Here is a 19,389-nt window from a genome sequence, read left to right on the forward strand (position 1 = left end):
ACCTTTAATTTGAATTTCGGTCCCCGCTGGCCGAAAAGAATCTGGAGGGACGGCGCTCGCCGCCACGCCATAACCCCACGATTTAAACATCTTACCTTCTGAAAGCTGCTGCACCCGGCACATTCCAAAGCTGCACCATAGGAGATCAGGATGAACATTCATGAGTATCAGGCCAAGGAGATACTGAATTCGTTCGGCATCCCCATACCTCGTGGTCGCGTGGCGCTCACCGCAGACCAGGTGGAGCGGGCGGCCAAGGAGATGGGGGGACGCTGCGTGGTCAAGGCGCAGATCTACGCCGGTGGACGCGGCAAGGCGGGCGGCGTGAAGCTCGTGCACCACCCGGAACAGGCCCAGGAGTACGCCAAGGAGCTGTTCGGCAAGACCCTGGTGACGCCGCAGACCGGCCCCGAGGGGCTCAAGGTCCGGCGCATCCTGGTGGAGGAAGCGGTGGAGATCGCACGGGAGTTCTACCTCTCCATCACCCTGGACCGTAGCTCGTCGCGTTACGTCCTGATCGCCTCGGCCGAAGGGGGCATGGAGATCGAGGAGGTTGCCTCGAAGACCCCGGAGAAGATCCACACCCTCACCATCGACCCCTTCCTCGGACTGAGGTCGTACCAGGCGCGGCAGATCGCCCTGCAGCTCGGCCTGTCCGGGAGCGTCTGCGAGGACTGCGTCAACCTCATCCTCAACCTGTACCGGGTCTGCCTGGAGAAGGACTGCGCGCTGGTCGAGATCAACCCGCTCGTGGTCACCAGGGCGGGGTGGCTCATGGCGATGGACGCCAAGGTCACCTTCGACGACAACGCCATCTTCAGGCACCGCGAGTATCCGGACATGATGGACTACTCGCAGCTCGACCCGCTGGAGATCAACGCCGGCAAGTACGACCTTGCCTACATCAAACTCTCCGGCTCCATCGGCTGCCTGGTTAACGGTGCCGGCCTCGCCATGGCAACCCTGGACGTCTTGAAGGAGTACGGGGGCGAACCGGCCAACTTCCTGGACGTGGGGGGCGGTGCCACCCGGGAGAAGGTAGCCGAGGCCTTCAAGATCATCCTGCAGGACGCTGACGTGAAGGGGATCTTCGTCAACATCTTCGGCGGCATCATGCGTTGCGACGTCATCGCCCACGGCATCATCGAGGCCGCCAGCGAGGTGAACTGCACCCTCCCCATCGTGGTGCGCATGGACGGCAGCCAGGTCGAGGAAGGCAAGCGCCTTCTCACCGAGAGCGGCCTGAACGTGCAGTGCAGCGACAACCTGGGCGACGCGGCCTCGAAGATCGTCGGGATGCTTGGATAGCTCCCCCCTCCCCCAAGCGGAAGGGGATTCACATTAGGAGATCAGCCATATGTCCATACTGATAAACAGCTCGTCCAGAATAGTGGTCCAGGGGATCACCGGCCGCAGCGGCCTGTTCCACACCCAGCAGTGCCGCGAGTACGGCAGCAACATAGTCGCCGGCGTGACGCCCGGCAAGGGCGGCATCCACATCGAGGGGATCCCGGTCTTCAACACGGTGGCCGAGGCGGTCAAGTACACCAACGCCAACGTCTCCATGATCTTCGTACCGCCGCCGGGGGCGGCCGACGCCATCCTCGAGTCGGCTGCTGCCGGGTTGGAGCTTGCCGTCTGCATCACCGAGGGAATCCCGGTGCGCGACATGGTCCCGGTGAAGGCGGTGCTCAAGCAGAGCAAGATGCGCCTGGTCGGCCCCAACTGTCCGGGGGTGATCACGCCGGGCGAATGCAAGATCGGCATCATGCCCGGCCACATCCACCGCCCCGGCAAGATCGGCGTCGTATCACGCTCCGGCACACTCACCTACGAGGCGGTGAAGCAGCTCACCGACATGGGGCTGGGGCAGTCGACCTGCGTAGGGATCGGGGGGGACCCGATCATCGGCATGAACTTCATCGACGTCCTGAAGCTCTTCAACGAGGACCCGAATACCGAAGGGGTGTTCATGATCGGCGAGATCGGCGGGGCCGCCGAGGAAGATGCGGCGCACTGGATCGAGGAGCACATGAAAAAGCCGGTGGCGGCCTTCATCGCAGGGGTCACCGCACCGCCGGGCAAGAGGATGGGACACGCAGGCGCCATCATCACCGGGGGCAAGGGGAAAGCGGAGGACAAGATCCGCACCCTCACCGAGTGCGGCGTCACCGTCGCCACGAGCCCCACCAAGATGGGCGAAGCGATGCAGGCAGCCATCGCCGCCAAGGCAAACGGCAAGAAGAAGTAATTATTCCACCTACCTCACAACAAGAAAGGGCACCCTCGAACAGCAGGGTGCCCTTTTCTTTTCGGTGATCGACAAGTTCCGTTGCCTGCCGTCATCCCTTTACACCGAAGGAGGGGACTGGCTCCGTCAGGTGCCTGTCCCCTTAGTGCTTGGGGGAGGTGGACCGAAGGGAGCGTTCCGCTAGAGGGACTGGCACCTAGCGGAGCCAGTCCCTTCGGTCGTCGTCGGGGGCAGCTTCCCCGCCGGTATCCTCCCCTCGCAGGGAACCTTCGTCTGGCACAGGCCGCACCCGGTGCTGGTTACCTGGAACTTCTCCCCCACCGCCTCGGGAACCGTCCCGTAGACATGCTCCCGGCAGAGGTCCTTGTCGTGCCCCTCCTTCGACAGCGCTCCCACGGGGCAGCGGCCGATGCAGGCCCCGCAGCTCCCCTCGCGGTACCAGAGACAGTTGGACCTGTGATCGGCGCTGGTGCGCGGGGTGGGGGCGAAACGGGCGTCGGTGACAACGCTGCCGAGGCGGTGAGCGATCCCGGCCGGGGTGATGAGGGCATCGTTGAGGCTGAAGGTACCAAGCCCGGCGGCGTAGGCGGCATGACGCTCCGACCAGGAGGAGGCGATGCCGACCGGGCTGTCCCGGTACTCCCGCCAAGCCGGGTGCAGTTGCGGTGCCAGGGCCCGATATCCCGCATCGACCAGGAACTGCACCACCCGGCGACGCAAGGTGGCGTTGAACGCCTCGCCGTGCTGCCTGGTCTGCGCCCAAGGGCGAGAGGGATAGGTCGTCTCGGTGCGATTGCTGCGGCGGGTCGCTTCGGAGATGGGGAGTGCCCAGCAGATCACGGTGGCCGGGCGCCAGGGAGGCGCCTCCTGCTGCACCAGTTCCGTCGGGGTCATATGAAATGGCCCGATCACCTCCTGGTACTGCGCGAAAAGCGGATCGTCCGCCGCCGCGAACCCGATCAACGGCTCCGCAAAATAGGGCGATCCGTCTTCCGTAAACCGGTTGCCCGGCTCCTCGCTCACGAACTGCATCATCATCAGACAAAGCGTGTCTCTCATCGGTGGCACCTCCTGACTTGGAAACGGCATCACAGCTTACCATGTTCTTGAACGGCGCGAAGTTTTTTTAACTCATTTGGCATCTGCCTCGTTTAACAGAAGATTTTCGACACCGCTCACTGTCACGGGTGGCACATTATTTTTCTTAAATGCAGCTCTTTTGTTTACGGCCATTCTCAAGTACAGCTTACTTATCCCGATAAGTGTCCTGCGGGAGTGGAACGTTGTTCGGCAGAAGCACGTGACTGTAACACCGGCAAGGAGAAGCAGATGAAGGAAATATTGAACTTTTACCTCAACCTTACTATCAGGTTCAGGCTCGGCCTGCTGTGCGTTTGTTACAGCTTCTGCCTGATCGCCACCGCAGTCGCCGCCCAAGCCGATTCCTTGCCGATAAAGTACGGATCGCTCGCCCTCTTCATAATCCTCGGCGGCATCTTCGGCGCGATCAACATCTGGTCCATCAGGACCCCGCTGGTGCGGACCATGCGCTACCTGGAGACCATGGCGCAGGGGGACCTCAGCGAAGAGATCGTGGTCAACCGCCGCAACGAGATCAGCGATATGCTGAGGGCGCTGCAGAAACTGCAGGCGTCGATGCGCGGGATGATCCAAGGGATCCAGCGGACCGCCGACGAACTCGCCAGCGCCTCCAGTCAACTGAGCAATACCTCGCTGCGGATGGCGGAGGGAACGGTGCATGCCTCGCAGCAGTCCAGTTCCGTCTCCAGCGCCGTGGGAGAGATGGCCGGCGTCAGCAGCGACATCGCGCTCAGCTGCCAGAAGATGGCGGATCGGGCCGGAAGCACCAGCAGCGCGACCAGCAGGGGGGAAGAGACCATCACGCGCATGACCTCGGTGATGGGAGAGATCGAGCAGATGGTGTCGGGCACGGTCGACGCCGTCAAGGCCCTGGGTGCCAACTCGGACAAGATCGGAAACATCGTGGTCGCCATCGAGGACATCGCCGACCAGACCAACCTCCTGGCGCTGAACGCCGCCATCGAGGCGGCCCGGGCCGGCGAACAGGGGCGCGGCTTCGCCGTGGTCGCCGACGAGGTCAGGATGCTGGCCGAACGCACCACCTCGTCCACCCGCGAAGTGCAGTCCATCATCGCGTCGCTGCAGGGTGACGTTAAGAACGTGGTGGCACTGATGGAGCGCAGCGCGACCAGCGTCAGGAGCGGCACCGACGACGTGCAGCATTCCAGCCACGCCATCGGAACGATCAAGGAGCACATCACGCCGCTGTTGGAGTACGTCGCGCAGGTCGCCACCGCGGCCGAACAGCAGTCGGCGACCACCACCAACATCTCCGAGAGCATGCGCCAGATCATCAACGTGGTACAGGAAACGGCGGGGGGAGCGCATGAGTCGGCCCGCGCGGCCGAGGACCTTGCCAATTCGGCGCGGTCGCTGCAGAACATGGTGAACCAGTTCAAGGTGGCGGCGTAAGGCAATTGACAATGGACAATTGACAACGCAACAGCCCCAAACTGGACAAACGAGATACCAAAGACAAAGGGGATGACCGGTGCCAAAAGGCATCACGGCCATCCCCTTATTTTTGCTCTCACAGCACCAGGGCTTTAGTTGTCCATTGTCAATTGTCCATTGTCAATTGATCTAGACATGGAATTTACGGGCGAGGTCGTTGTCGATGACGTAGACGCAAATCTCCTTGGCGCACTGCTTGGTGTATTTGAACTTCTCTGAACTCAGGTTGTTGATCAGGAAGGTGACGTCGTCCCTGATCCGCTTGTCGTAGGTCCTGAAGGCCTCGGTGTCGAAATCCTTGATGGCGCGGCGGAAGTTCGCGTTCTCCAGGAAGGGCTCCAGCACCTTCTCTTTCAGGTTGAAGACGTAACGGTCATGCAGCGACTGGAACAGCGCCGTCTCCTGGGCCCGTTTTCCTTCCACCATAATTTCCTGGGTCAACGTCCTTCCGGTGTACTCGCGTTGCGTCTCCTGCCGGAAGGCGAACCGCACCTCGTCCTCCACCTGGGCGCCCAGCAGGCGCCGTTCGATCCCCGCCAGGAACTCGTCGGTTATCTCCAGTTTTTCCCCGGTAAACCGGCAGACCTCCACGGCGCCCGGCTCGAAGTTGACGGCGAACATGTAGTGCAGGATGTCGCGCTCGATCTGGGCCTCGTTGTAGTAGTAGAGGGCTTCCTTCACTTCCTGGAGCACCACGTAGTCGTAGTTGTGCACCAGCGACTCCATGAACCCGTCCGGGATCGACTCCTTCAGCTCCTTGTGCCAGCGTGTGAAGAAGGTGGACAGGTTGTTCATGGTGATCATCTTATCCTTCCTGGCATAGGCGGAGTAGAAATCGGAGAAGATCTTGATGGATTCGCGCCCGGAGAAGCCGTGGTCCCCCTCGTGCTCGCTCTCGGCGATGATTTTCTTCCTGCGCTTCGCGTTCAGCCGCTTCCTGTCCTCCTCGGAGAGCCACTCCGGGATGTGCCCGGTATAGATCTCCATCTTCAGGATCTGCAGGTTCTCGTCGCAGTAGAGCCGGTACTTCTCGGGATCGCCGATCCATTCCAGCAGCGCGTCGGACTTCACGTTCATCCTGGTGGAGATGATCACCCGTGCGAAGTTGTGCAGCACCCGCGGCAGGAAGCTCGAGTCGATGTGCTTGCCGAAGATGTTGCGGTAAATCTCCACCTCGGTGTTCAGGTCCATGACGTAGGGGATGTTGATGAACTCGATACGGTCCGAGAAGGACTGCACCCCCTCGATGCTCCGCTCATCCTCGGGGTTCATGAGGGCGATGAACAGGCTCCTCACGTTCTCCTCGATGTCCTCGACCTTGTGGATGCCTTCGCTGATGATGTTGTGCAGCTCCAAAAGCCGCTCGGCGTTGTGGGACTTCACGTCCATCAGGGCGTAGATGCCGTTGTTGGTCTTGGCGAAGTTGGAGAAGATGTACTTCACCTCGTTGCTGTCGCCTAACAGCAGGTCGACCTTCCTCTGCAGCATGTCGTTGGTGAGGATGTTCATCTTCATGGACTTGTCGCCCGGGTTGAACACCGTGATCCCCTCGCCCAGCCTGCGGTTGAAGCGGTAGGGGCGCACCTTGATCATGCGGAAGATGTCCGTGGGGTCGTCAAGCCGCGCCGAGAGCGCCTGAAAGATTGAGGTGCAGATGGTGCAGGGCGAATCGCGGAAGACCCAGTCGTACTCCTTCTCGGTGAAGAGCTTCCATTTGAAGGAATCGTTCTGGAACAGGTCGTCGAAAAAGGCGCGCCGCTGGGCCTTGTCGATCATGAGCAGCGGGCTGTCGTGGGACGGACAAGGCACCTCGACCACGTCGCCGCCCCGCAAAAGGGCTCTGGTGTCGATGTGGTCGTGGCTCTCCAGCTCGTACTCGTCGAGCAGGTGGGAGAGCTTCTCCACGAAGGCGTTGACCTGGTGCTCCTTGAAGGTCCCCAGGACGCGGCGGTCCAGGTGCCACACCACCTCGTAGGTCCTCCCCTCCTCGGTGCTCGCGTATTCCTCGAATTTCATCAGCACGTTGTTGAGGAAAGTGCTCTTGCCGGAACCGGGAGGCCCCTCGAAGATGTAGATCTTGTTCTGGCGCGCCCCGCTTTTCATGTCCGCCACGTGGTTCATGAAACGGTTGGCGAACAGGCGGTCGGCGAAGAAAGGGCGGTCCGAGTTCTGCACGAAGAGCTGCCGGGTGTCGTAGGGGACGAAGTTGATCGACTCGGGGTCTTCGGGATACTCGTCGTTCCCCTCGCTCACGTAGTTCCTGACCATGTCGTGGAAGAGCTGGAAGATGTTGCGCATCATCCGTTCCGGCTTCTCCGTGACGAGCTGCATGAACTCCTCGAACGACATGTGCGTGGCGTTCTTGTGCTCGACGATGGTGCGGCTCAACTGCCTTATGACTGTCTCTAGATCTGGCATAGCTTATCCGCCTGTCACAGTATCTGTCGGCTGAGGACCTTGTCTTTCATGGTGTAGACCACCCGCTGCCAGGTAATCTCCGGCTCTTCCACGCCTTCGCGCCCGGCGCTGCCGCGCTGCTGCTCTATCACCGCCTCGCTGGTCTCCAGCTGCACCGGCGCCCCCCACAGGTACTCGATGCCGACCATGGTGTTGGCGATGTATTCCGAGACCAGCTGTTTCCCCTCGAAATGGTGCACCAGGTAGAGCATCCCCTCTTCGCCGCGCTCCGGGGCGATCTCGATGTAGGGAGGATGGTACAGCGAGGCGAGCACCATGTCGCGGTAGTCGTTGGCGTCCCGGCTCTTGACGTAGTACTGCCAGACCATGCGCTGCGGGTCGAGCCGCTTTCCGGTGACGAAGAGGTCGTAGCGGTCGGTGAACTCCTGGTCCACGAAGTCCTTGATGAAGAGGTAGTCGCAGTAGTTGCTCCTGATCTTGAACAGGTACTCGTCCCCTTTGCCGGAGGCCGCGTCGAAGCGCTTCCTCTCTTCCCGGTCCGACAGCCGGTTGAACTCGTAGCCGGTCTTGCCCTTGTCGCCGTTCTCCTTCAGCTGGTACATGAGCCGCATGCCCAGCGCGTACGGGTTCATGCCGACCCTGGGCATCGAGGTGACACCGGCATGGACGCGGGCGAAATCGACCTCGTGCCCCTTGATGCGGTCGTCCACCAGGAAGAGCTTTTCGTGCCAGTAGCTCGCCCACCCTTCGTTCATGATCTTGGTGCGGATCTGCGGCTGGAAGAAGATCGAGGTCTTGCGCACCACCTCGAGCACGCTGCGCATCCACTGGTTTTCGTCGCGGGCCAGGAACTCCGAGTTCTCGATCAGGAACTTCATAAGGTCGCGCCGCTCCACCCGCTTCACGTTCTGGCTCTTGGCGAAGTGCGCCTCCATCTCCGGGTACTTGGCGGTCACCTCGGCGAAGAAGATGCGCTCCCCCTCCTCCCTGTTCTGGGCGATGGCGTCGTTGTAGCGCGCCACCTCTTTCAGGTACTCCCCTACCGGAAGCTTCTTCTCCACCTGGAGGAAGGTGTCGAAATAGTAATCGAGCCGGCTCGATGTGGCGGTTTCAGGCGCCATGAACAACGGCGAGAGCTCGTCATGGTAGCCGACCAGGTTGTCGATGGAGCGGGCGAACTCGAGGATGTAGTCCACCCAGCGCCCCTTCTCGGCCCGCAGCTTCGCGATCACCCGCTTGTCCGAGAGCGCCTGACCGGTGAAGTCGTATTCCCAGGTGTGCCGGAAGTAGAGGTTGTTCTGGAAGAAATCGATATGGCCCAGCACGTGGTAGAAGATCATCACGTTGAGCCAGTCCGGGTTGTTGTCGTTGTAGAACGAGATGGGCGGACGCGTGTTGATCACCGTCTCGTAGGGGTTGTGCGGGTAGAGCTCGTATTCCCCCTTGCCGCGCAGCACCTCCACGTCATGGACCCAGTAATCGTAAAGCGTCGGGATCATGACCTTGGGGGAGAGTTCGATGAGGTCGCGGTTGGTGACGATGTACTCCAGGCTCTCGTCGGTGAAGGAAAGCCCGGCGGCGCGCGCCCGCTCCTTGCACCCTTCCATGATCGCCTTGGTATGTTGGTTGATCAGTTCCATAACGGCCTCTTGCCAGCTATCGTCCCCTCCCCCGGAGGGGGAGGGTTAGGGAGGGGGACAATCCATCAACCTTCCCCCCTCCAACCTCCCCCCTCCGGGGGGAGGCTCGCCAGAGGAAGGCGACGGTTAAGAGATGAGCCTCTTGATCCCCTCGATCACCCGGGCCTCCTCGGCGTCCTCGTGCATGATGTCCATGCGCAAAAGGTCCGGCTTGTCGCGCAGCAGCCCGGAGTTTTCCAGGTAGCGCGCCACCTCGGTCCACTGCGTCCCCGCGTGCTCGGCGATGGTGACCCCCATGCGGCTCACGTAGGTGAGGATCTTGACCAGCTCAGGGATCGACTTGTCGCCGCCGGTGTCCCAATCGTCGCCGTCGGTGCCGTGGAAGACGTAGATGTTGTAGTCCGCCGCCAGGTTCTCCTTCTCGACGATCTCGTTCACCAGCTTGTAGGCGCTCGCCACCTCGGTCCCCCCGGCTACCCGGGAGTTATAGTAGGTGTCGAAGTCGGGCACTTCTTTCGCCTCGGTGTCGTGCAGGATGAAGCGGGACTCCACCTGCCCGGCGTACTGGTACAGCAGCCAGCTGTAGATCATCACGTGCTGGGTCGCCACCAGCTCGGTGACCTTGCCCGCCATGGAACCTGAGTAGTCGCGCAGGAAGAACACCATCGCCTGCGGCTCGTAATCCTTCTCCTGGGAAAAGATGCGGTACACCTTGTCCCTCGGCGAGATCAGGAACCGGGTCGGGTCCATGTCGGCGGGATCGGGCAGGTTCCCCAGCGAGATGTTGGTTTCCACGATCTTCCTGAGGGTCGCCTTCTTGTCCAGCACCTGGCCTGAGCCCCGGTTGCGGTCGGTGAGGTCGTAGATGTAGCGGGTGAAGGAGCGCTTCTTCCCCTTTTCCTTCAGGTTGGGGAGCTGGAACTGTTCGGTGAGCACCCGTCCCAGTTCGTATGCCGAAGCGCCCATTTCGTGGGCTTCCCCCTCACCCTGTCCCGGCCCCTGCCCGGGTTCCTCGCCGGTTTCGCGCACCTTCTGCTCGCCGATGACCTCGCCTTCTTCCCCCTTGCCGCTGCCTCCGGTAGAGCCACCCTCGCCTGGAGGACGGATGGTCGGGTCGTGCAGGAACTTCTCCTCCTCAGTGGAGGGGACCACCACGATCTTTCCCTTGCCCCCCTTGCCCGGCTTGATCAGCCTTCCCACCCTGATCTTGCGGGGGAAGCCGTCCTTCTCGCGCTGCCGGTCCCGCTCCAGGAGCTCGTCCAGCGCCTTCATGTGCAGCTGGTAGGGGTTGGGGACCCGCTCCTGGTCCTGCAGCACCGCCAGGTCATGCCAGGCGTAGAGGCCGCGGGAGAAGTCGGGGAAAGGTCCGCGCCGGTCGGAGACGGAGATTTCCCGCGCTCCCGCCAGCTCCTCGCGAAAGCGCGCCTCGCGTTCGGGGTCCAGCCCCTTGGCCTTCAGTTGTTCGAGGTATTTCTCGGGATCTTTCATGGCATCGTCGGCCTTTTAAAAGGCGGGCGAATGATTATTCGCCCCTACGGTCATTGCTCTTCCACCATTGCCCACAACAATCTGCCAAAGACGCGGCCTCTGTAGGGGCGAATAATCAGTCGCCCCCCCTCACCGCGAACAGGCGCCGCTGCTAGCTCTCATCCTCCTGCGTGCAGAAATACTCGATGGTCTTCTGTGCACAGGTGCGGCAGTAGCCGAGTTTCCCCAGCATGGTCACGATCATCCGGTCGTAGAGCTTCTGGTTTTCCTCGTTGGTCCGGTTGGCGAGCGCCCCGATCAGGCTACCGGCGCCGGCGATGTCCGATTTGAGCCGCACGTCGGTGACCGCCTTGACCAGTTCCAGGTTGTCCATGAAGTCGTAGCTCGGGTCGACCGAGATCTTCTGACCGTAGATCTTCCTGATCGAGGTACGGAAGGAGGCGCGCTGCTCCTCGGTCTTAAGACCTATGCGCTCCTCGACGCTCTTCACGTAACGTTCGTCGATCTTGAGGGCCTTCAGCTCGCCGGTCTGGGGGTCTTTATACTTCCACATCCGGTCCGGTCCCAGGTTCTCGGCATCGATGCCGATGATCATGTTGACGTAGTTCTGCACGTCCTTCTTGATGGCGAACGGTTCATCCATGTAGGCGTTGAACATCTCGGTCATGATCCGTTCCCGGTAAAGCTTCTTGCCGGTCTTCAGGTCTTCCAGGTATTTCGCCCGCTCGTTGGGTTCCACCACGTAGTCGAGCACGACCCGCTCCAGGCTCCTGAAGACGTCGTAGGCCACCATGCAGCGCCCCTCGTTGGTCTCGGAGCTCTCCTTGAGGATCTGGATACTGCGGCCGAGGCTTCTGTGCCCCAAGCCGCGCTGCCCGAAGCGCTTGGTGATGTCGGGCTCCTGCCCCAGGGTATCGATCACCTCGGCGAGCGCCTTGATGCTCTTCTCGCCGGCCACCTCGCCGGCGGCAAGCTTCATGGTCTCGATCGGGGTCAGCTTCTCGGACCGGGGGAGCCTGGTGAGCACCACCCCTACCGAGGCCGCATAGTTGAGGTTCGGGTCCTGATGCAACACTTCCTTGGTAAGGGTGGTCTTCGATTCGCCGCCGATGGCGTAGGCGGTGAGCCCTTCCTGCATGCGATAGTTGGTGTTGTGCGAGACGTAGCAGATCCTGCAGCGGTCCACGATCGGCGCCTCCTCCTTCTCCGCGAGGAAGCGGTTGAACTCGGAGTTGTTGCTGGTGGCGATGATCATGGAGTCGATGGGCCACTTGTAACCGTCGATCTCGATGGCCCGGTTCTGGATCACGCCCAGGTAGACCTGCACCAGGTCCTTCTTGTTCTTGAAGATCTCGTCCGAGAAGTGGACGCCGCCTCCCGCCACGCGGGCCAGCGCGCCGCGGCGCAGGTCGAAGCGGTACGGGTTGTTGGTGTCGGAGAGGTGCAAGAGGCGCTGGATCGATTCCTCGCCGAGCAGGTCCACGGCGGACGAGGTGATCTTGTCCTTGGCCGGATACTTGCCGGTGAGGGTCCCCAGGCTCTCGCTCATCGGTACCGGCAGGATGGCGATACTCTCCAGGACCTTCTCGATGTCGTTATCGTGGTACTGCCTGATTTCGTTCAGGATGTAGCCGGTGCTCGCGCCCAGGGGGCGGTAGTTCCGGTACAGCGTTTCGATCTCGGCGTCCGAGAACCCCTGTTCCCCGATGAAGCGGCGACTTTCCTCCGGATCATCGAAGAGGTTCATGGCCAGGATCATGGGATCTTCGTAGGTCTCCGAATCGATCTCCCGGATCCTGCCGTAGTTGCCCAGCTGGTCCATGTTGAGGAACCGGAAGCTGTACTTGCGGTTGCGCCCCTGCAGGAAATTCCGGTACTTGCCGCAGAGGAACTCCACGAAGAAAGTCTTGCCGTTGCCGGGCTCGCCGACCAGCACGAACGCCATCTCCTTACTGGAACCACCCTCGGCAGCGTCCTTCACGAACGAGACGAAGCTGTTGATCTCGTCGTACATGCCGATTGTGTGCTTGCGTCCGGTTCGGAAGATGTTGAAGTCATAGGTCGTTTTGCCGTTGACGACGACCTTCTCGAAACCCGGCTCCAGGATCATCCGAATGATCCCCTGGAAGGCATTCTCGAAAACCCTTTCTCCCGCCTTGACGGCGGCCAGGTGTTGACGGAGCGTTTCGTTCTTGGCAGTCATGGTTTCCCTCCGCGTGTTATTAAGCTGCGGTCTTCGTTTTAATTGATTTTGACATCCAAAAAAAATTATACCCCCCCTCCCTTTACTTTTGCAAAGGCTTTACCGTTGAGGCTCTTTGGGCCGCTCCGGCAGGGGCAGGGGCGTTTCGGGCAGAATTAAACAGCGATACTGCTGCGAATACATTAGAAATTTAGCAAGTTGATTGTACCGGGAGCTTTCGTTTCTGCAACCGGGGAGGAGAGGTATTATGCCGGGGGCGGGATGAAACGGCCGTGGAGTCCACGGCTTGCGCTTCGCTTTAAAATTTCCTATCCTCTGGTACCATTTGCTGGTCCCGGTCCGGGAAGGCTTTTAATTGGGATGAAGAAAAGGAGGCTTACATGAAGAGGAGAATTTTGTGGCTGGTGCTGGCAGCGGTGCTTGTTGCCCTGGCGGGATGCGGAGGAGGAGAAGATCGCCCGCTGTTCCGGGAAGTGATACCGAGCGACGTAGCTTTGGATGGAGAAATTGTCGATGTGGGTGGTGTCCTGAATCCCCCTACATTTGCAGACACTGTTACCGGTATATATGCCGGGGTCGACCCCGATACTGGTGATATTTACCGGTCCTTCCTCCACTTCCCGCTGACAACAATACCCGGTGACGCGTTAATAAGCTCGGCCACACTCAGTTTTGTCGTAAAAAGCGTGGACCCGTTAACTCCTCTAGACACGATACCTATTAGCGTGGAACTGGTCTCTTTCGGCCCACCGCTCGAAGCCGCATACTTCGACCTCCCACCCATCGTGGTTACCAGCATAACGCCACCGATTTCTATCAATGATGCAACTCATCGTATTGACATCCCCGTCACCTCCCTCATGGTGGAAGCTCAACGACAGGGTCTCGCCAACTTTCAGGTACGTCTGAGGCAAGAGAACGATTATACGACCACCGTACCGGGGCTAATGCAGATAGATGAGGCGTCTGTAGCCAACGAGCCACGTCTTACAGTTTTTTATTTCTAGAAGTACCTGCTCACGTCAAGGTCATAGAGGTAAGGATCCAAAACAGCGCTGATGGTTTGGGGGGAGCCGGGGGAGCCTAGGGCGATCACCTCTCCCCCCTCCGTCTCGCGCCCCTCGCGGTCTGCGATGATGCGCACCAACGGGTTGTCCCACTGGGCCGGATCCTCGCTGTTCCCCACCACCACCGCGATATCCTTGTCGTCCAGAAGCAGCAGCGACCCGACCGGGTGGATCCCCACGCAACTGACGAACACCTTCAGGAGCGCCTGGTCGTAGGACTTGCCGCTTTGCGACAGCATCACCCTGAGGGCTTTGTGGGGGGGATAGGCGGTCCGGCCGCTGACCCGCGAGGAGGTAAGCCCGTCGTAGCTGTCGGCAATGCTTATGATCCGCCCCAGCAGTCCCAGCTTCCGGTACCCCAGACGCGGGTAACCGGAGAAGTCCGCCATCAGGTGATGCTCGAAGATGCCGGTCACGATGCGTGCCGTGAGATCGTCGAGCCCCTTCAGCTTCATCACCTTCCTCACCCCGTATAGCGGATGCTTTTCCATCACCTGCCGTTCCTCGTTCGAAAGCTCGCCCGGCTTATCCAGGATCGCACCGGGGACGTCGCAGTTGCCGATGTCGTGGAACAAAGCGGCAAGCCCCAGCTCACAGAGATGGAATCTGTTCATCCCCAGCCGTTTGCCCATCAATAGCGAGAGGATGCAGACGTTGGCGGCGTGATGCTGCGACGAACTGTCATGGGAGCGCATGGTGCTGAGCCCCAAAAGGTCGGCCTCGTGGGTGTAGAGCAGGTCGATGATCTGCTGCACCACGCGCTTGGATTCCCTCAGACGCAGCCTGCGCCCGGATGCCACCTCGGCCGCCACCTCGTCCATGGTGGAAAGGAGCTTACGGTACAGCGGCCGGACCTTGTCCCCGGCCGCCCGGGCCCGCCTGAGCTGCGGCGTTATGGTCAGCACCTCGTCCTCGCGCAGCAGGTCGAGCTCCAGATTGCCGATTCCCCTTTGCTGCACCGCCTCCAGCAACCGCTGGAAACACTCCGTCTCGTCCTCCTGAGGCTCCTGCAGCAGGTACACGAAACGCTGCAGGTCTGCGCTGGTGACGCCCGGGCCGAAGGTGATCCTCCCCAGGTGATGGCGCCGCATCAGCTCCGTGATGTAGCGGGGTCCCTCGAAACTGGCAATGTCCGGCCTGAGCCGGAGGTCGCCAAGGTAGAGATGCCCCCCCTTGAAGATCAGGGAGGCATCTTCATCCTTCCCGGTGATCGCCCGCACCACCTCGAGGAGGTTCCCGACCCGCTGCACGATCGCCGCGTGGCCGGCGCCGTAATTTACCGAGCTCTTGAGCAGGACGAATAAGTGCGACACCAGGGTCTTGCCCAGCCGCGCCAACTCGTCTCCCACAGGTTGCCGATCCATCTCAAGCGCCATGGCGCTCACCTCGTCCTACCCGGGGTTTTTTCCCGGAATGCATGGGAAGCGATGGCCTGGTCCAGGATGGACCTCAGCTCGCCTCCCTTTTTCTGATCGCGCGCCTCTTTCAGGAGCTGCAGGGCCGAACTGCTGCGGATCCGTCCCAGCCCCAGGGCCGCAAGCTGCACGCTTTCCTTCTCATTCCCCTTCTGGAACCAGTACCGCTTCATGAGCTGTTCGCGCAGCATGGGGAGTACGCTCTCCTGTCCCAGCTCACCCAGCGCCAGGAAGATCTCTTTCTTCTCCTCGAAAGGGCGCTCCTGGAAATCTTCGGCCCCGGCCAGCGCAACGATGGGTTTCAGCGCGAAGGGAAGCCTCTCCCGGGTAAGCACCTGGAGCGCCTTGACCCGCAATGCGCTCGAGTCGTCCCTCAGGTACTTCAGCAGGTAGGTCTTGGCCTTGGCATCGGCGGTACGTTCCAAAAAGCCAAGCACTTCGCGCCGGATGCGCGGCTCCCGATGCGAGATCAGCCCGAGAATCATCTTTAGCGCCGCCGGGGTCCCGATTAGGGAAAGTATCAGCACCACGTTGCGCACCAGGTACCAACGCGGATCGCTGAGAAAGGGTTCGAATACCGCAGGGTTCTCCCCCCCCAGCTCCACCAGGACCTCCACGATCAGCTTGCGCACCTTGAGCTTCTCCACCCGCCCGAGCAGCTCGCAGATCGCCGCGAGCGAAGGGATGCCCAGTATCAGCAACAGCTCCTTCAACTGCACGTAATCTATCACCGCCTCGGCACTGTCCAGTGCCACCTTGAGCACATCCACGGTCGAGCCCGAGAGTACCCCGGCCAGTGCGGCAGCCAACTGCTGCCGCTGTTCCGCAGCGGTCGTCGGCAGCTTTTGCAGACGGTCCATGAAGCGCGCAAGCTGGAGTGCGTGCGCTATGTCGCCGGCCACCACCAAGTTGACGGTCAGGTTCCCCAGGATGGCGGTGAAGTCCGCGAAAAGCTCCGGTTCCTGGATCTCGCCTAGGATAGCGGCGTGGATCCTGATCACGTCATCGAGTCCGTTGCAGCGGCCCTCGACCTCGACGGCCTTACGCAGCCACGCCTCCTCCTCGGCGCTCAGCATGAGCAGGTGCTTCGGAATCATCCTTGGTGCAGCGGGGGGCTGTTCAACGAGCGCCTGCCGGATCCGCTCCAGGGCATCCCGCTGCTGGAGCGCATCGTCGGCTTGCTGTATCAGATAGGGGTCGCTGAAGTCGTCCTCGGTGAGGTAACCGATGTGCTGGAGGTTGCGCTCCCAAAGCTGCGTCACCACGTCGTCGTCGCTGCTGGAACGCTCGAATCCGACCACCCCGAGAAAGGCCACGATCTCTGCCGATTCCACCCCCTGGTCGAAGAACAGGGTTCTTATGCCGTCGGCGTGAAGCCGGCTGGCCAGGCTCTCCTTGGGGTCCTTGTTCTCGTAGACCAGCGCGCCGTGGTAGCGCAGGGCGAACTGCTCCACATCGAGGGAGAGCTCCCCGTAACGCGCCAGATGCACCGTCATCCTGGTGCCGAGGTCCGAGATGAAACCGATCAGCACCGGGTTGTTGGGCAGGTAGATCCTGAGGGCCTTCGACGTCTTGAGCATCGCGAGGATGATTTGGGTGACCGAGGCCAGTTCTTCCTTGCCGACCTCCGGTTGCTCGACTGCCTGTTCGATCATGCTTCGCCCTCGCCTGCGGTGGTGGTTCCATCCACTCAGACCGCCCTAGCCTATCCCGGTTGCTTCATGAGCCTTCAGCATCATGCACACCGGCGTAAGCATACGCTTTCCCTCACCTTATGTAAAGAGAGCCCCTTAGGAGAGGCGCTCCCGCCGTATGGCTTAATAAAAGCGGAGGCATAAAAAAAAGGGAGCCGGCCTGAGGCCGACTCCCTTTGGTTGCTGCTTGGGGACTGCAGGGCTTACATCATGCCGCCCATGCCGCCCATGCCACCCATGCCGCCCATGCCACCCGGCATCGCCGGCATAGCGGACTCATCCCTCGGCTTGTCAGCGATCATAGCCTCGGTGGTCATCATGAGACCGGCAACGGAAGCGGCGTTCTGCAGAGCGCTCCTGGAGACCTTGGTCGGGTCGATGATGCCGGCCTGGATCATGTCGACGTAGACGTCATCGGCTGCGTTGTAGCCGAAGGCCTCCTGGCCGCCTTTCACCTTGTCAACGACGATGGAGCCGTCGACGCCTGCGTTCTGTGCGATCTGACGGATCGGCTCCTCGAGGGCGCGCTTGATCACGTTGACGCCGAACTGCTGCTCCGGAGCGAGCTCGAGGTTGTCCAGCACCTTCAGAGCGCGCAGGTAAGCGACGCCGCCGCCAGGGACGATGCCCTCGTCGACAGCCGCACGGGTTGCGTGCAGAGCGTCCTCGACGCGTGCCTTCTTCTCCTTCATCTCGATTTCGGTAGCAGCGCCGACCTTGATCACGGCAACGCCGCCTACGAGTTTCGCCAGACGCTCCTGGAGCTTCTCGCGGTCGTAGTCCGAGGTGGTCTCTTCGATCTGGGCACGGATCATCTTGACGCGGCCCTGGATGTCGGCCTCGGCACCGTAGCCGTCGATGATGGTGGTGTTGTCCTTGTCGACGGTGATCTTCTTGGCGTTACCCAGCATGTCGATGGTGGTGTTCTCGAGCCTGAAACCGACTTCCTCGGAGATCACCTTGCCGCCGGTCAGGATGGCGATGTCTTCCAGCATGGCCTTGCGGCGGTCGCCGAAGCCCGGGGCCTTGACGGCGCAGACGTTCAGGACGCCGCGCAGCTTGTTGACCACCAGGGTGGCCAGCGCCTCGCCCTCGATGTCCTCGGCGATGATGAGCAGCGGGCGGCCGGACTTGGCGGTCTGCTCGAGCACCGGGAGGAGGTCCTTCATGTTGGAGATCTTCTTGTCGTGGATCAGGATGGCGACGTTGTCCATGGCCGCTTCCATGCGCTCCGGATCGGTCACGAAGTACGGAGAGAGGTAGCCGCGGTCAAACTGCATGCCCTCGACGGTCTCAAGGGTGGTCTCCATCGCCTTGGCTTCCTCGACGGTGATGACCCCTTCCTTGCCGACCTTCTCCATGGCCTGTGCGATGATGTCGCCGATGGTCTTGTCGTTGTTGGCGGAGATGGTGCCGACCTGTGCGATTTCCTTGTGGTCCTTGATCGGCTTGGAGATGTTCTTCAGTTCGGCGACCAGCACTTCGACGGCCTGGTCCAGACCGCGCTTGATCTCCATCGGGTTGTGGCCGGCAGCGACCAGCTTCGCGCCCTGACGGTAGATGGCCTGTGCGAGCACAGTTGCAGTGGTGGTGCCGTCACCGGCGACATCGGAGGTCTTGGAGGCAACTTCCTTCACCAGCTGTGCGCCCATGTTCTCGAACTTGTCGTCCAGCTCGATTTCCTTGGCGACGGTAACGCCGTCCTTGGTGATGAGCGGTGCGCCGTAGGATTTCTCGATGACGACGTTGCGCCCTTTAGGCCCCAGGGTCACTTTAACCGCATCTGCCAGGGTGTTGACACCTTTAAGGATGCAGTTGCGTGCGTCCTGGTCGAATTTGATGATCTTTGCTGCCATATCAAATATCCTCCTTGAGATTTATAGTATTGGATTACTTCTCGAGAACGCCGAGGATGTCGTCCTCGCGCATGATCAGGAAATCCTCGCCTTCCAGCTTCACTTCGCTCCCTGCGTACTTGCCGAACAGCACCTTGTCGCCCACCTTCAGATCGATCGGGTACACCTTGCCGTCCTCGCCCCTCTTCCCGTTGCCTACTGCCACGACTTCGCCCTGCTGCGGCTTTTCCTTGGCGGTTTCCGGGATGTACAGACCACCGGCGGTCATGGTAGCTTCCTCAACCCTCTTAACGATGATACGGTCCTGCAGCGGTCTAAGATTCATGCTTTCCTCTCCTTTCTTGAGATGCATCGATCTCTTGATATTGAAAAAAATATTAGCACTCAAAACTGCTGAGTGCTAAATGCCTGCTAAATATAAACAGCATGACCCTAAAAATCAAGGGCGCTCTGCAAAATAATTTTCGTGAAGCTATCCTCTTGTCACCACTTCCTTTTTGCCAGTTCCTCGGCGTAAAACTTCTGGTACAGGATCTCCCAATCGCGGCTCCCCGGAACCTTGGCCTGGCTGTAGGAGGCGAGCTTCGCGCGCACCGCCTGGTCCACCTGTTCCATGATGGAGAAGAATCCGGATATGGAGTCCTTGATCGAGTCGAGCGCCCGGCGTTCGTCGGGGAAGTCGGCGAGGTCGTCGTTGTAGAGCTTGTCGTAGATCTTGTGCGCTATATGGGAAATGCGGTCTTCCGAGATGTGCATGGTCTCTCCTTAGATGGCGTACCGGTTTGGTGGCGCCCGGCGAGG

General features: G+C 60.8%; 14 protein-coding genes. 4 read left to right on the plus strand and 10 right to left on the minus strand.

All coding sequences use genetic code 11. The features are described 5' to 3' along the window. Positions 1-150 precede the first annotated feature (150 nt). A complete protein-coding gene (sucC, locus tag KP004_RS17790) occupies positions 151-1,308 on the plus strand; it encodes an ADP-forming succinate--CoA ligase subunit beta (protein ID WP_216799754.1) in 1,158 nt (385 codons plus the stop codon). Between the two features lie 49 nt (positions 1,309-1,357). Then, a complete protein-coding gene (gene sucD / locus KP004_RS17795) occupies positions 1,358-2,251 on the plus strand; it encodes a succinate--CoA ligase subunit alpha (RefSeq protein ID WP_216799755.1) in 894 nt (297 codons plus the stop codon). A gap of 180 nt (positions 2,252-2,431) precedes the next feature. Here the strand turns inward: sucD and KP004_RS17800 are convergent, their stop codons facing one another. Beyond that, the gene (locus tag KP004_RS17800) at positions 2,432-3,310 is read right to left on the minus strand and encodes an epoxyqueuosine reductase (RefSeq protein WP_216799756.1); all 879 of its coding nucleotides are present in this window, start codon (positions 3,308-3,310) and stop codon (positions 2,432-2,434) included. Positions 3,311-3,580: 270 nt separating this feature from the next. On the opposite strand from KP004_RS17800, the gene KP004_RS17805 reads away from it, so the two are divergent. After that, positions 3,581-4,765 (plus strand): methyl-accepting chemotaxis protein, encoded by a 1,185-nt coding sequence (locus KP004_RS17805; RefSeq protein WP_216799757.1) that lies wholly within the window; start codon positions 3,581-3,583, stop codon positions 4,763-4,765. Between the two features lie 171 nt (positions 4,766-4,936). Here the strand turns inward: KP004_RS17805 and KP004_RS17810 are convergent, their stop codons facing one another. The 4 genes from KP004_RS17810 to KP004_RS17825 all read right to left on the minus strand — a co-directional run bounded on the left by KP004_RS17810 (position 4,937) and on the right by KP004_RS17825 (position 12,556). Beyond that, on the minus strand, positions 4,937-7,225 hold the full coding sequence (locus KP004_RS17810; RefSeq protein ID WP_216799758.1) for a serine protein kinase PrkA: 2,289 nt from the start codon (positions 7,223-7,225) through the stop codon (positions 4,937-4,939). 14 nt (positions 7,226-7,239) lie between these two features. Continuing rightward, complete coding sequence (locus KP004_RS17815) at positions 7,240-8,865, minus strand: SpoVR family protein (protein ID WP_216799759.1); 1,626 nt, start codon at positions 8,863-8,865, stop codon at positions 7,240-7,242. A 126-nt stretch (positions 8,866-8,991) separates the two neighbouring features. Continuing rightward, a complete protein-coding gene (locus KP004_RS17820; protein ID WP_216799760.1) occupies positions 8,992-10,353 on the minus strand; it encodes a DUF444 family protein in 1,362 nt (453 codons plus the stop codon). Positions 10,354-10,504: 151 nt separating this feature from the next. Then, positions 10,505-12,556 carry a serine protein kinase PrkA gene (locus KP004_RS17825; protein WP_216799761.1) on the minus strand — a complete coding sequence of 684 codons (2,052 nt, stop codon included), beginning with the start codon at positions 12,554-12,556 and terminating at the stop codon, positions 10,505-10,507. Between the two features lie 380 nt (positions 12,557-12,936). Between KP004_RS17825 and KP004_RS17830 the strand changes: the two genes are divergently transcribed. Next, entirely contained in the window at positions 12,937-13,563 is a 627-nt protein-coding gene (locus KP004_RS17830; protein WP_216799762.1) for a hypothetical protein, read from the plus strand. On the opposite strand, the gene KP004_RS17835 is transcribed toward KP004_RS17830, so the two are convergent. From KP004_RS17835 to KP004_RS21350, 5 genes are all read right to left on the minus strand, one after another. Beyond that, complete coding sequence (locus KP004_RS17835) at positions 13,560-14,999, minus strand: HD-GYP domain-containing protein (RefSeq protein ID WP_216799763.1); 1,440 nt, start codon at positions 14,997-14,999, stop codon at positions 13,560-13,562. The two genes, KP004_RS17830 and KP004_RS17835, sit on opposite strands and share 4 nt — an antisense overlap. Before the next feature lie 5 nt (positions 15,000-15,004). After that, positions 15,005-16,693 (minus strand): HEAT repeat domain-containing protein, encoded by a 1,689-nt coding sequence (locus KP004_RS17840; RefSeq protein ID WP_216799764.1) that lies wholly within the window; start codon positions 16,691-16,693, stop codon positions 15,005-15,007. Positions 16,694-16,935: 242 nt separating this feature from the next. Further along, positions 16,936-18,588: a chaperonin GroEL gene (gene groL, locus KP004_RS17845; protein ID WP_183344745.1), complete on the minus strand. Its 1,653-nt coding sequence runs from the start codon at positions 18,586-18,588 to the stop codon at positions 16,936-16,938. A gap of 34 nt (positions 18,589-18,622) precedes the next feature. Continuing rightward, a complete protein-coding gene (gene groES / locus KP004_RS17850) occupies positions 18,623-18,913 on the minus strand; it encodes a co-chaperone GroES (protein ID WP_085814245.1) in 291 nt (96 codons plus the stop codon). Between the two features lie 158 nt (positions 18,914-19,071). Continuing rightward, entirely contained in the window at positions 19,072-19,344 is a 273-nt protein-coding gene (locus KP004_RS21350; protein WP_183344743.1) for a DUF507 family protein, read from the minus strand. Positions 19,345-19,389 lie beyond the last annotated feature (45 nt).

The organism is Geomonas oryzisoli (genome assembly GCF_018986915.1).
Taxonomy (GTDB): domain Bacteria; phylum Desulfobacterota; class Desulfuromonadia; order Geobacterales; family Geobacteraceae; genus Geomonas; species Geomonas oryzisoli.

Excerpts from the sequence above, each read along its gene's own strand:
- sucC (WP_216799754.1), top strand. The coding sequence starts at position 151 with ATGAACATTCATGAGTATCAGGCCAAGGAGATACTGAATTCGTTCGGC.
- sucD (WP_216799755.1), top strand. The coding sequence starts at position 1,358 with ATGTCCATACTGATAAACAGCTCGTCCAGAATAGTGGTCCAGGGGATC.
- KP004_RS17800 (WP_216799756.1), bottom strand. The coding sequence starts at position 3,310 with ATGAGAGACACGCTTTGTCTGATGATGATGCAGTTCGTGAGCGAGGAG.
- KP004_RS17805 (WP_216799757.1), top strand. The coding sequence starts at position 3,581 with ATGAAGGAAATATTGAACTTTTACCTCAACCTTACTATCAGGTTCAGG.
- KP004_RS17810 (WP_216799758.1), bottom strand. The coding sequence starts at position 7,225 with ATGCCAGATCTAGAGACAGTCATAAGGCAGTTGAGCCGCACCATCGTC.
- KP004_RS17815 (WP_216799759.1), bottom strand. The coding sequence starts at position 8,865 with ATGGAACTGATCAACCAACATACCAAGGCGATCATGGAAGGGTGCAAG.
- KP004_RS17820 (WP_216799760.1), bottom strand. The coding sequence starts at position 10,353 with ATGAAAGATCCCGAGAAATACCTCGAACAACTGAAGGCCAAGGGGCTG.
- KP004_RS17825 (WP_216799761.1), bottom strand. The coding sequence starts at position 12,556 with ATGACTGCCAAGAACGAAACGCTCCGTCAACACCTGGCCGCCGTCAAG.
- KP004_RS17830 (WP_216799762.1), top strand. The coding sequence starts at position 12,937 with ATGAAGAGGAGAATTTTGTGGCTGGTGCTGGCAGCGGTGCTTGTTGCC.
- KP004_RS17835 (WP_216799763.1), bottom strand. The coding sequence starts at position 14,999 with ATGGCGCTTGAGATGGATCGGCAACCTGTGGGAGACGAGTTGGCGCGG.
- KP004_RS17840 (WP_216799764.1), bottom strand. The coding sequence starts at position 16,693 with ATGATCGAACAGGCAGTCGAGCAACCGGAGGTCGGCAAGGAAGAACTG.
- groL (WP_183344745.1), bottom strand. The coding sequence starts at position 18,588 with ATGGCAGCAAAGATCATCAAATTCGACCAGGACGCACGCAACTGCATC.
- groES (WP_085814245.1), bottom strand. The coding sequence starts at position 18,913 with ATGAATCTTAGACCGCTGCAGGACCGTATCATCGTTAAGAGGGTTGAG.
- KP004_RS21350 (WP_183344743.1), bottom strand. The coding sequence starts at position 19,344 with ATGCACATCTCGGAAGACCGCATTTCCCATATAGCGCACAAGATCTAC.